Origin of the sequence: Nocardioides sp., assembly GCF_030655615.1 — a bacterium.
Taxonomy (GTDB): domain Bacteria; phylum Actinomycetota; class Actinomycetes; order Propionibacteriales; family Nocardioidaceae; genus Nocardioides.
In genome coordinates this window covers 22,025-33,732 of record NZ_JAURVJ010000105.1, presented here as the reverse complement: position 1 = coordinate 33,732, position 11,708 = coordinate 22,025, and the positions used below count along the sequence as shown (strand labels likewise).

Annotated in this window: 10 protein-coding genes; 3 read left to right on the top strand and 7 right to left on the bottom strand. The window is 72.1% G+C overall.

Going from position 1 to position 11,708, the window contains the following annotated elements; genetic code table 11:
- Nucleotides 1–273: 273 nt before the first annotated feature.
- Nucleotides 274–2,427, bottom strand: coding sequence for an acyltransferase family protein (locus tag Q7T52_RS08640; protein WP_304801446.1), 2,154 nt, complete (start codon nucleotides 2,425–2,427; stop codon nucleotides 274–276).
- Complete coding sequence (locus tag Q7T52_RS08635) at nucleotides 2,417–3,571, bottom strand: hypothetical protein (protein WP_304801444.1); 1,155 nt, start codon at nucleotides 3,569–3,571, stop codon at nucleotides 2,417–2,419. The genes Q7T52_RS08640 and Q7T52_RS08635 overlap by 11 nt, the downstream gene beginning before the upstream one ends.
- A gap of 120 nt (nucleotides 3,572–3,691) precedes the next feature.
- Here Q7T52_RS08635 and Q7T52_RS08630 point away from each other — a divergent pair, with 120 nt between their 5' ends.
- Entirely contained in the window at nucleotides 3,692–4,750 is a 1,059-nt protein-coding gene (locus Q7T52_RS08630) for a glycosyltransferase family 2 protein (RefSeq protein ID WP_304801442.1), read from the top strand.
- On the opposite strand, the gene Q7T52_RS08625 is transcribed toward Q7T52_RS08630, so the two are convergent.
- From Q7T52_RS08625 to Q7T52_RS08605, 5 genes are all read right to left on the bottom strand, one after another.
- Nucleotides 4,725–5,849, bottom strand: a complete 1,125-nt coding sequence (locus tag Q7T52_RS08625) for a hypothetical protein (RefSeq protein WP_304801441.1) — start codon at nucleotides 5,847–5,849, stop codon at nucleotides 4,725–4,727. The genes Q7T52_RS08630 and Q7T52_RS08625 overlap by 26 nt on opposite strands.
- On the bottom strand, nucleotides 5,849–6,055 hold the full coding sequence (locus tag Q7T52_RS08620) for a DUF6752 domain-containing protein (RefSeq protein WP_304801438.1): 207 nt from the start codon (nucleotides 6,053–6,055) through the stop codon (nucleotides 5,849–5,851). The genes Q7T52_RS08625 and Q7T52_RS08620 overlap by 1 nt, the downstream gene beginning before the upstream one ends.
- A 13-nt stretch (nucleotides 6,056–6,068) precedes the next feature.
- The gene (locus tag Q7T52_RS08615) at nucleotides 6,069–7,661 is read right to left on the bottom strand and encodes a bifunctional 2-polyprenyl-6-hydroxyphenol methylase/3-demethylubiquinol 3-O-methyltransferase UbiG (RefSeq protein ID WP_304801436.1); all 1,593 of its coding nucleotides are present in this window, start codon (nucleotides 7,659–7,661) and stop codon (nucleotides 6,069–6,071) included.
- Entirely contained in the window at nucleotides 7,654–9,102 is a 1,449-nt protein-coding gene (locus tag Q7T52_RS08610; protein ID WP_304801434.1) for a phosphatidylserine/phosphatidylglycerophosphate/cardiolipin synthase family protein, read from the bottom strand. The genes Q7T52_RS08615 and Q7T52_RS08610 overlap by 8 nt, the downstream gene beginning before the upstream one ends.
- A gap of 95 nt (nucleotides 9,103–9,197) precedes the next feature.
- Nucleotides 9,198–9,677 carry a hypothetical protein gene (locus Q7T52_RS08605; protein ID WP_304801432.1) on the bottom strand — a complete coding sequence of 160 codons (480 nt, stop codon included), beginning with the start codon at nucleotides 9,675–9,677 and terminating at the stop codon, nucleotides 9,198–9,200.
- Between the two features lie 104 nt (nucleotides 9,678–9,781).
- Between Q7T52_RS08605 and Q7T52_RS08600 the strand changes: the two genes are divergently transcribed.
- Both Q7T52_RS08600 and Q7T52_RS08595 read left to right on the top strand, forming a co-directional pair.
- Entirely contained in the window at nucleotides 9,782–11,068 is a 1,287-nt protein-coding gene (locus Q7T52_RS08600) for a magnesium transporter MgtE N-terminal domain-containing protein (protein ID WP_304801430.1), read from the top strand.
- A gap of 67 nt (nucleotides 11,069–11,135) precedes the next feature.
- Nucleotides 11,136–11,702 carry a DUF1003 domain-containing protein gene (locus Q7T52_RS08595; protein WP_370692310.1) on the top strand — a complete coding sequence of 189 codons (567 nt, stop codon included), beginning with the start codon at nucleotides 11,136–11,138 and terminating at the stop codon, nucleotides 11,700–11,702.
- The last annotated feature ends 6 nt before the right edge of the window (nucleotides 11,703–11,708 follow it).

Below are 11,708 nucleotides of genomic sequence, written 5' to 3'. Positions count from 1 at the left end.
AGCCGAGCTTGCGAGGCCTCGCCGTTGCGCGCCGAGAAGCAGACCGCGAGAGGCTCGGGGTCAAGGACGCCGCAGGCGCCGCGAAGCGGCGCGAGCGAAGCGAGCGTCCTTGACGCCGAGACGCGGTCTGCTACGCGCGCGGCCACCCGACCCGGACCACGTGAGACCCCACGCAACGGACGTGGCTTCGAGGCTCGCTGCGCTCGCACCTCAGCCGACGTCGGGCGCGTGGCTTCGAGGCTCGCTGCGCTCGCACCTCAGCCGACGTGACGATCACGAGTCGCGGATGTCGAGCGCCTCAGCGAGCGGCGTGGCGAGCCAGCGGGCGTAGTCGGGCGTCATGTGCTCGGTGTCGCGCATGGTGATGAAGTTGCCGACGACGGCCGGGCAGAGTCCGTCGGCGCAGAACCACTTCTTGGCGTTGACCGTCTCGGCGCCCTCCGCCTTGGCGGCGGCGAGGAGCGTCTTGGCCGAGCGCTCGGACCGCGAGCCGGGCGGGAAGGCGCAGTCGCCGAGGTCGGGGTCGTCCTTGGTCAGGCAGACACCCGCCTCGGTCTTGAGGCGCGGGGTGTTGCCGACGGCGACGACCCGGTCGGACACGGCGGTCAGCTCGCCGAAGAGGTCGCGCCAGCCCTGGTCGAGGACCCCGAGGAACTCGTCGAAGTCGTCGGAGGGACCGATGACGTCGCCGGTCGCGGGGTTGAGCACCTTGCCGACCGACGAGGCGACGATGGTCAGGTCGGGCTGGAGGTCGTCGATGGTGTCGACCGCGAAGTCCTTGAAGTCCTCGCAGTCCTGCCAGACGCGGCCGGTGGCCCGCTCGACCTGCTGGGCGCCGGTGGCCTGGCAGCCGCTGTAGACGAGGACGTAGACCTCGTAGTCGTGCTCCTCGCCGATCTTCTCGATCGCGGGCGACAGGGCCCGGGCGTAGGAGTCGCCGAGGACGACGATGCGTCGCTCCGCTCCGGGCGTGCCGAGCGGGCACAGCTCCTGGGTGCCGGTGCGGTAGTCGCAGTCGCCCAGCGAGGCGGTCTGCTCGCGCAGGTCGACCAGCCCCGGCACGAGGCCGCTGGGCACGTCACGGCCCTCCTGGGCGGCGAGCACGGAGGCCTTGACGAGGGCGACGTACTGGTCGCCGCCGAGGTTCTGGCCAGGGAACTCCTCGACCGAGATCGGCGGGGTGTTGCCGCCGGTCAGCTCGTGCTCGACGTACTGGTGACCGGCGACCACCGTGACCAGCACGGTGGCGATGCTGACGGGATAGATCGCCAGCGACATGGGCAGCCGGCGCCAGGTGCCGCGACGGAAGGGGTTCTCGACGAAGCGGTAGCTGGCCCAGGCGAGCACGAAGGTCAGGACCAGCGCGGTCGCGGCCACCGGGGGCGAGTTGAAGTCGTCACGGCCGAGGATGCCGCGGCCCAGCACGATGACGGGCCAGTGCCAGAGGTAGAGCGAGTAGGACCAGTCACCGATGACGGTCGCCGGCTTGAGCGACAGAAGGCGTCCGACCGCGGTGGGCTCCCCTCCCCCGCCGCCGACGATGAGGGCGACCGTCCCGACCACCGGGAGCAGCGCCCACAGGCCCGGGAAGGCCGTGCTCTCCGACAGCAGCACCGCCGAGCCGGCGATGACGAGCAGGCCCGCCGCGGTCAGCGCCTCGCGTCCCCGCTGGGGCAGCCTTGCGAGGCTGGCCGTGCCGGGACGCAGCAGCAGCGCGCAGGCCGCGCCGGCGCCGAGCTCGTAGGCACGGGCGAAGGTGGAGTAGTAGGCCGTGACCGGCGAGGCGTAGGTCGTGTGGACCGACCACGCCAGCGAGGCCACGATCGCAACCGTGATGACGATCCAGGCCGTACGCCGGAAGCGCCGGTCGAGCTCGGCCCCGGCGTGGCCACGGCGACGGAGCAGGGCCAGGCAGACGATCAGCAGCAGCGGCCAGACGAGGTAGAACTGCTCCTCGACCGCGAGCGACCAGTAGTGGCGCAGCGGTGAGGGCGGCTGGCCCTGGGCGAAGTAGTCGGTGCCGACGTTGGCCATGTGGATGTTGGCGCCGAAGAACGCCGACCACACGCCGTCGGTGAGGATGTCCTGGGCCCGCAGCAGGGGCAGCTTCCACAGCGAGACGACGACCGTCACCAGGATGACGACGGTGGCGGCCGGGATGATCCGCCGCGCGCGGCGGGCGTAGAAGCCGGCCAGCGAGATCCGGTCGCTGCGACCGGCCTCCTTGACGAGCAGCGAGGTGATCAGGAAGCCGGAGACGACGAAGAAGACGTCGACGCCGATGAACCCACCGCTGAGCCGGCCGGGCACGAAGTGGTTGACGATGACCAGCAGCACCGCGAGCGCGCGGATGCCCTGGATGTCGAGCCGGAAGGGCAGCTGTTTCTGCTGCTCGCGGTCAGGCTCGACAGCTGCTTCAGCCGACATGGGCCGTCGTGTGGATGAAGTAGTGGTCGGTCAGCCGCCGGTCACCGGCCTCGGTGTCGCTGACGTAGCTGGTGAAGCTCACCGACGGCGACCCGGCGACCCAGTCGACGGCGTGCATCTGCGAGGGGCGCGACGCGCAGCCGGAGCCGCCGCTGGCCGACACCATGCCGCCGCGGCAGACGACCCGGTCGTAGAAGCCCTCGCGGTCGTTCATGTCACCCGTGAGCAGGATCGGCAGCCCGGTGGACTTGAGGTCCTCGAGCACCCCCACCAGCACGTCCTGGCCGTGGGCACGCTCGGCGGCGTAGCGCCCGCCGTGGCCGGCGGAGGGGTGGGTGTTGACGACGTAGAACTCACGGCCGGTCGCGCGGACCCGGAGCCGGAGGATCGGCTGGGGACGGGGGCGGCCCATGAACGGGATCGTGAACTGGTCGCCGCTCACCATCTCGAAGCGGCCGGCGTCGTAGAGGATCGAGTTGTCGGTCTCCTTGGAGCCCCAGGCGTAGCCCGGGTAGGCGGTCAGGCCGGTGCGCGAGGAGATCGAGTTGAGCTGGTCCTCCTGGAGCTCCTGCATCCCGACGATCTCGAGGCCCTGCTTGCTGATCAGCCCCGCCTGCTGCGGCGAGCGCACCGAGGCCGGCGGATAGCTGCGCCGCGTGCCCCCCGGGGCGGTGTGCTGGCTGCCGAGGACGTTGAGGGAGCCCACCCGGACGTCGAAGGGCGCCGACAGCAGCTCGCGCTGGCGGCGGAGCTCACGGGCGAGCTGCTCGGCCTCCTTGACGCGGTCGGCCAGCTCAGCCTTGCGGGCGTCGACCTTGCGCTCGAGCTTGCGGGCCGTCGCGGCCCGGGCCGCCTCGGTCGCGGCGGTCTCGGAGGCCTCGGTGGCCTCGGTGGCCTCGTCGGTCGTCGCGTCGTCGGTCGGGTCGTCGGTCGCGTCGGTCGTGTCCGTCGCGTCGTCGACCGCCGTGGTCGGACCCCCGACGAGCGAGGAGTCGTCGGACGCGTCGGCAACGGCGGTGTCGGCGCCCGAGAGCTTGGCGACCGCGATCCCGGCGACGATCAGGCCCAGGACCAGGACGATGCCGATGGTCTGGAGGAGCTGGTTCCCGGGTCGCGAACGAGCACGGTGGGAACTCTGGGGCACCGCGCGAATCTAGCATGGTGGACCGCTCCGCCAGGCTTCGTCGGGGGCGTCGACGGACCTCTCGGAGCACCCGGTCCGGCGTCCCCCAGGGCGGGTCAGGAGCCGGATACGGTGAGGCCCATGCTGCTCACGGTCTCGACCGTCAAGGACTCGGTCGACAACGTCGCGTTCTTCGTGGCGGCCAACCTCGCGTCGGGCGTCGACCACATGTTCGTGTTCCTCGACGCCCCCGCCGAGCCGGAGCAGAGGGACGTCGCGGCCAGCCTCGCGGGCCACCCCCACGTCACCTGCATCCCGACCACCCGGCGCGACTGGTGGCGTGAGGAGCGGCCCCACGGCCTCAACGTGCGCCAGCGCACCAACGCCGGCTGGGTGCGGTCGGTCCTCGAGCCGTTCACCTGGGCCGAGTGGCTGTTCCACGTCGACGGCGACGAGGTCGCCTGCCTCGACCGGGCCGCGCTGGCCGCCGTACCGCCCGGGGTCGACGCCGTCTGGCTGCCGCCGTGGGAGGCCGTCAGCGAGTGGCAGCCCGACGGCGACCGCCCGCGACGCTTCAAGCGGTTGCTCGACGAGGCCGACCTGACGCTGCTGCAGGTGCTGGGCCGGATCCCCGAGGCCACCAACCAGGCCTACTTCCACGGTCACGTCATGGGCAAGTCGGGCGTCCGGCCCGCCTCGGGATCGGGGCTGACGCTGCACGACGCCGTCGCTCCCGACGGCACCAGGCTCGAGCGCCACGAGGACCCCCGGCTCAAGGTCCTGCACTACGACGCCCCGTCGGGCGAGGAGTTCGTGCGCAAGTGGACCGCCCTCGCCCAGGCCGGCCCGGCGCGCTACCGCGCCTCCCGGGCGCCGGTCGCCAAGGCGCTGCGCACCCTGGTCGGACGCGACCTCCCCGACGACGTGCGGGCCAAGTACCTGCGCGAGGTCTACGAGGCCACGACGCGCGACGATGTCGAGACCCTAGGCGAGCTCGGGCTGCTGGAGGGGGCCGACCCCACGGCTCCGGCGACCGCGGTCGCACCGCGTCGGCTCGAGCCGGCCGACGCCGAGCGCCTGGCCGCCCGGGTCGCCGAGCTGAGCGACGTGCCCAAGGGGCCCTACCTGGTCGACGACAAGCCGGCCGAGCAGCCCGCAGGTCGTCGCGAGCAGCTCAGGCGTCTGGCCCGTCGCGGCTGATCCGGGCGCGGGCGCGGGCCAGGAACGACCCGAGGCGCCCGTCGTCGGTCGCGTCCTCGTCACGCAGCGACTCGAGGGTGCGGACCTCCTCGCTCAGCCGGCGTACGTCGCCGAGCATGGTCGCGACGAGCTGGGCGGCCACGTCGCCCACCTCGGCGTCGGTCACCGACGAGGTGCTGCGACGGGGCTCGAGGTCGGCGGGCACCAGGAGCTGCTCGAGGTCGCCGTGGATGTCGTAGTCGCCCTCACGCAGGTGCTCGACCGCGTCGGCGCCCCGCACGCGGCACTCCTCGATCTGGTCGGGGTCGGGCCAGAACCGGTCGCCGCCCTGGGGCACCAGCCGCTCGTCGGCCAGGAAGCTGCGGATGTAGACACCGCGCTCGTAGGCGCGGCCGAAGCCCTCGAGCTTGCCGTTGATGCGCCGCAGCGTCTCGGCCTGGACGACCCCCATTGAGGCGTTGGGAAAGGTCGAGCTCAGGTCCATGTCGTCCCCCGAGAAGCCGACCGCGGCGGCGAGCTTGTGCCAGACGTCCTCGCGCGGGGCGCCGGGATCGAGGACGAGCACGTGCACGCGGTCCTGCGGCACGGCCTTGGTCCAGCGCTTGAGCACCAACCGCAGGTCGAGGGTCCGCCAGTTCCAGATGTCGGTCGGCTTGACCGACACGTAGCGGCCGTAGTCGCTCATCGGCAGGGTCGAGCCGTTCTTGAGGCTCTCCTGCCAGCTCGCGGAGAAGAGGCCGAGCGGCTCGCGCGCCGAGATCACCAGGTGCACCTCGGCCGGCGCCAGCTGCGCCACCATCGCCTTGGCCTGGACCGGCCGGGCCGCGGCGAAGAACTCGTGGCTGATGAGCCCGGTGCCCTCGCTCTCGGCGAGCTCGGCACGCAGACGGTCCCACGCGGTGCGCTGGTGCTCGGGGGCCCACTCCTGGCGGCCCTCCTCGCGCACCGTGCGTGACGCCCAGAGGTGGTCCCGCCGCTCGGCCCCGGGTACGACGACGCCCTCCTCGCGGAGGCGCTCGCGGTTGGCCCAGATGATGGTCTGGAGGTAGGTCGTCGCCGTCTTGGGCAGGCCGATGTGGACGAAGACCCGATCAACCACTAGATCGACTCCTGGAACCGCTCGATCGCTCGCTGCACGGCGGCCTCGTCGCGCGAGGCGACGGGGACGAGGAGCTCCTGGACGACGTCGACGAGCTCGGCCAGCCGCAGCTGGTGGCGCCGCAGCTCGGTCAGGTCGGCCTCGAGGTCGGCGACCTTCTGCTCCAGCTGCGCGACCCGGGAACCGCCCGGGCGCAGGGCCTTCACGTCCACCGCACCGTCACCACACTCCCACCACTCGGACGTACTCCCGACCGGACGACCTCCGGCGGTGCCTGACGATAACGCGTCGGGCACCGGCCTTCTCCAGGAGTGCGGTGAAGGCGTCGGCGTCGGGGCGACCGACCATCCAGGACTGGCCGCCCTGGCCCGGCAGGTAGAACTCGGCGAGCAGCTGGCCGCCGTCGCGCAGGGCCATCGAGCAGAGCCGGGCGAGGGCGTCGCGGCCCACGCCGGAGGTGGCGTCGACGACGTGGCGGGCCAGCACGACCCGCGGCCGGGGCTGGTGCGCGAGGCGCGTCCCCTCCCCCAGGACCGCTCGCAGCTCGGCCAGGTTGAGGCGGCGTACGTCGAGGTCGAGCGACTCGGCGTCGGCGAGGGCCTTGGCGGGCTCGAGGGCGTAGGGAGCGTAGTCGTAGGCCGTGACGCTGTGGCCCTGCCGCGCCAGCCAGAGGCTGTCGGACCCGCGTCCCGCGCCGACGTCGAGCACGTCGGCGCCGAGCTTCTCCGCGACGACGTGGGCACGCCGGGCCAGGGCGGTGGGCCGGTCCGGCAGGGGCCGGTGCTGACCGTGGTGGGAGCGCCGGTCCCAGTAGCGGATGTTGGGCTGGGTGCCGCGGAACCAGTCGTCGAAGGCCCGCACCGTGCGGCGCGGGGTCGTGAACTTGTAGGCCGGGTCGGGGACCCGCCAGCCGGGGCCGTAGGTCGCCTCGAGCAGCTTCTCCGGCCGGGCCGGCACCGGCATCGGCCGGCCGTCGAGGTGGGCGACGCCAAGCGGGTGGATCCACTCCGGCTCGAAGGGGGTGCTCACCTCGCCCATCAGGTGCAGCCGGCCCTCGTCGAGGAACCCGGCGAAGACGTCGAGCCCGCGGGTTACGTCGGCCTCGGTGACGTAGATCTTGAAGGCACCGCCGCTGTAGCGGGTGATCCGCCAGCCCTCGGCGGCGAGGTGCCGCTGCACCTGGAACGACTCGCGCATCACGTCGACGGGGGTGGTGAACCGGCTGACGTAGCCGAGGTCGGCGTCGGAGTCGTGGCCGAGGACCTTGCCCTCGCGGACGGCCCCGAGCAGCGTGCCGTAGGCGATGAAGGGGTCGATCCCGGCCGAGCGGAGCGCTCCGATGACCGCCTCGGTGGCGTCGAGGAGCGCCGCGATGTCGCGGTCGGAGCGGCCGGCGAACGTCGGGACCAATCGACCGGACTTGTCGATGCCGAGGTCGACGCCGCGCTTGTTGCGGACCAGGATCGGCGCGGGATCGGTGCCGGTCGAGGTGACGGTGCCGAGCGACACCGTCTCGTCGAGGTAGACGCGGCCGGTCACCGAGTCGCGCACCGTCACCTGGCTGCGTCCGTGGAGGTGCTGGCGCAGGGGGCGCGGCCAGTGGGCGACCCGTACGGGCCACGCCTTCGCGGCGTCGCCGGCCCACGACGGCGCCGACGGTGCCTCGGTGTCGCGCCGGGTCCAGAACGTCCAGATCCGGCGTCCGTCGAAGCAGACGTCGACCGGGGTGTCGACGGCGGTGACGAGGGAGACCCCCGTGTCGTCGACGCCGCGCACCCGGAGGGGGCGGCGCCGCGACGCGGTGTCAGTCAACGAGGTTGGCGTAGGGGTCGATGCCCGTCACGCTGTAGGGGGTGCCGTCGTCGTAGATGGCGCCCTTGCCGGTGCCGAAGACGAGCGCGTCGGGCTGGGCCAGCCGGCCGGTCGCGCGCAGGGCGGCGTAGGGCGTGGTGCGGAACGACGCGGTGCCGAACCGGTTGTACCAGTAGTCGATGTGCTTCTCGTAGGCCCGCGCGTCGCGCTCGCCGGCGTAGATGCCGATGTTCTCGTCGCTGCGCAGGGCGCTGCCGGAGAGGTTGGAGGAGCCGTTGACCACGGCGTAGCCGTTGCGGTTGTCGCCGATGTTGCCGATGATCGACATCGCCTTGAGGTGGAAGTAGTTGTCGAACTCGCCGTCCTCGTCGAGGTCCTGGACCAGGTGGCGCATCGGCACCGGGCCGCGGCCGCTCGAGGAGCGGAGGTACTGCCCGATGGTCTTGCCGACGATCGTGTAGCCGATCCGGATGTCGCAGCCGCGGTTCCACAGGCCCTTGATGACCTGGGCCAGGCGCATGCCGCGGTCGTTGCGGATCACGTCGGGGGCCATCCGGATGCGGGTGATGCCGTTGCCGGTGTTGCGCGCGCCCTTGCACTTGACCTGGCTGAGGAGCTGGAAGACCGGGTCGCGACCGTTGACGAGCGGGAACTGGATCAGTCGGAAGTTGCCCGAGCGCACGGACAGGAACGGACGGCGCTCGGCCTTGTCGGTGGCGCTCTGCTGGAAGACCTCCTTATAGAAGTTCCAGACGTCCGTGTTGGCCACGTGGGTGTAGATGTCGTTCCACTGGTTGAAGGTGGCGGCCTCGGTGAGGTTGGCCGAGCCCTGGATGACGACCCGCGGGGTCTTGCCGACCTTGGAGAACATGAAGAACTTGGCGTGGGCCTGTCCCCCGCGTCCGCGGCAGGACTGCTTGCAGGTCCGGGCCCAGCTGAAGCGGGCGTACTTGCGGCCGCGGTTGCCCGCGAACAGCCCGGCGCGCAGCCGACGGAACGGCCCGTTGGAGATCTCGACGTTGTTGATGTTGTCCATGAGCAGCCGCACGCGTACGCCGCGGGCCTGGGCGCGCAGCAGGGCGTCGGTGCCGTGGGCGCTGAGGAAGTTCCAGCTGAAGATGTTGATCTCCTGGCCCCGGGGCGTGGCGTCGATCGTGCGGAGGATCTTGTCGATGATCGTCCGCTGCGCCGCCCGGCCGCCGATGGCGGAGTTGAAGGTCACGCCGCGCTTGGGGCGGTAGTAGGCCTTCTTGCCGACCTTGCCGGTCTTGGTCTGCTTGACCTTCTGGCCCTGCTTGCTGGCCCACGGCCTCTTGTCGCCGTCGGCGACGGTCGTCGAGGCCGTCACGGAGGAGCCGGCGGCGGTGGGAGCCGCGGAGGCGGTCGTGGTCGGCACGGCGAGCGCCGTGACGAGAAGAATCAGTGCCAGGAGTCTGGCCATGGCCCGGGACATCCCCTCAGGTCGGTGTCGATCGGTGGACATGATTGTCAGGTCGCCCTCTCGGCTGGCCAAATGGGCGCAGCGGTCGGAAACGGTCAGGCGCGGCAGCCGGCGACCATCTCGGCGTAGTCGGGATCGTCGATCAGCGGGCTGGTGCCCTCGTAGATGAGGCCGCCCGCGACGCCGTAGAACTGGTCGGCGTAGCGAGTGATGGCCTGGCCCGACTCGCACCCGAGCCGGTCGGCCTTGACGTAGACGTCACCGTCGGCGCAGCCCTGGTAGCCACCGGGCAGGGTCGCCCCCGCGCTCCACACCGCCGAGCAGTCGGGGGTGCCGGCCGGGATGGCCGGCGGTGCCGGGGTCGTGACCTCGGTCGTGGGTTCGACCGGGTCGGTCGTCGGGTCGGACGCGGGATCGGTCGGCGTGCCGGACGAGGTCTCGGAGGCGGAGTCGGTCGCGGAGGCCGGCTCGGCGTCGCCGGAGCCGCAGCCGCCGAGCAGGGCGCCCAGTGCGGTCAGCGCGACGAGGCAGAGTGCCGGCAGCACGGCTGCACGGGGCCCGGTCCTCGTGGTCATCCCCGCATACTAGGTCGTCCTCGCGCGGAGAACCTCGAAACCGCCCGGGTGTCGCCGCGGTGCGGTCGTCGGGACCACGGTGTCGTGCCGGTAGCGTGAATGGCATGAGCAGCACGCCGACCCGGGTGTACGCCGCCCGGATGGTCGGTCTGCCCATCTTCGACCCCCAGGGCGACCAGGTGGGCAAGGTCCGCGACCTCGTGGTCACGATGCGCTCGGAGGCCAGCCCCCCGCGGGTCCTCGGCCTCGTCGCCGAGGTCTTCGGCCGGCGCCGGATCTTCGTCCCGATGACGCGGGTCACCAACGTCGACAGCGGGCAGGTCTACACGACCGGGCTGCTCAACATGCGGCGCTTCGAGCAGCGGTCCACCGAGACGCTGGTCGTGGGCCAGATGTTCGACCGGCAGGTGACGATCCCCAGCGGTCCGGGCAACCCCGAGCGGATCAGCGGGACCGTCTACGACGTCGGCATGGAGCAGGGCCGCACCCGCGACTGGGTGCTCAGCCGGGTCGCCGTCCAGCAGCCGGCCAAGGCGCTGCGGCGCCGCGGGCAGACCCACGTCGTCGAGTGGCGCGACGTCCACGGCCTGGCCAAGCCCGGGGGCGAGACCCAGGGTGCGACCGCGCTGCTCCACGCGCTCAACGAGATGCGGCCCGCCGACGCCGCCAACATGATCCACGACCTCCCGGTCGAGCGCCGGACGGCCGTCGTCGCCGCGCTCGACGACGAGCGGCTCGCCGACGTCCTCGAGGAGCTCCCCGAGGAGGACCAGGTCGCGATCCTGGAGCGCCTCGACTCCGAGCGCGCCGCCGACATCCTCGAGGAGATGTCGGCCGACGACGCCGCCGACCTGATCGCCGACCTGCCGCCCGAGACCGCCGAGATCCTGCTCGACCTGATGGAGCCCGAGGAGGCCGAGGACGTCCGGCGGCTGATGTCCTACGTCGAGAACACCGCCGGCGGGATGATGACCCCCGAGCCCGTGGTCCTCGGCCCCGACGCGACGGTCGCCGACGCGCTGGCCCACGTCCGCAACCCCGACCTCACCCCGGCGCTCGCGGCGCTCGTCTACGTCTGCCGGCCGCCGCTCGAGACGCCCACCGGGCGGCTGATCGGCGTCGCCCACATCCAGCGGCTGCTCCGCGAGCCCCCGTCGACCCTGGTCGCGGGCGCGCTCGACGACTCGATGGAGAACCTGCGTCCCGACGCCACCATCGACCAGGTCGCGGCCCACCTGGCCACCTACAACCTCGTGTGCGCCCCCGTGGTCGACGAGAACGGCCACCTCCTCGGGGCGGTCACGGTCGACGACCTGCTCGACCACATGCTCCCCACCGGTTGGCGCGACCAGGCGCTGAGCGGCGGCACGGAGGGCCGCGGTCGTGGCTGAGCGCACCGAGCGGACCGACCGCTCGGAGCGCGCGGAGCGGTCCGACCGCTCGGAGCGCTCCGACCGGGTGGAGCGGCGCGAGCGGCGGGAGCGGCTCGACACGCCGCGCGACAACCGCCGTCAGATCGTCCGGCGGCCGTCGTACGACTCGGACACCTTCGGCGTCTTCGCCGAGCAGTTCGCGCGGTTCATGGGCACCGCGACCTTCCTGATCTACATGACGTTGTTCGTCGTCGTGTGGGTCGCCGGCAACGTGCTGCTGCCCGGCAGCGGCCGCTGGGACGCCTACCCGTTCATCTTCCTGACGCTCGTGCTGAGCCTCCAGGCGTCCTACGCGGCGCCGCTCATCCTGCTCGCGCAGAACCGCCAGGAGCAGCGCGACAAGGTCATCGCCGAGCAGGACCGCCAGGCCAACGCCCGCGCCCACGCCGACATGGAGTTCCTCGCCCGGGAGGTCGCGTCGCTGCGGATGGCGGTCGGCGAGGTCGCGACGCGCGACTACGTGCGCAGCGAGCTGCGCACCCTGCTCAGCGACCTCGACGACCGGGTCCAGGACGCCGTCCGGATGCTGGCCGACGAGCGTGGGGCGTCTCACGAGCCCGGCAAAGAACGACCGGCACCACCACCCGCCTAGACTTCG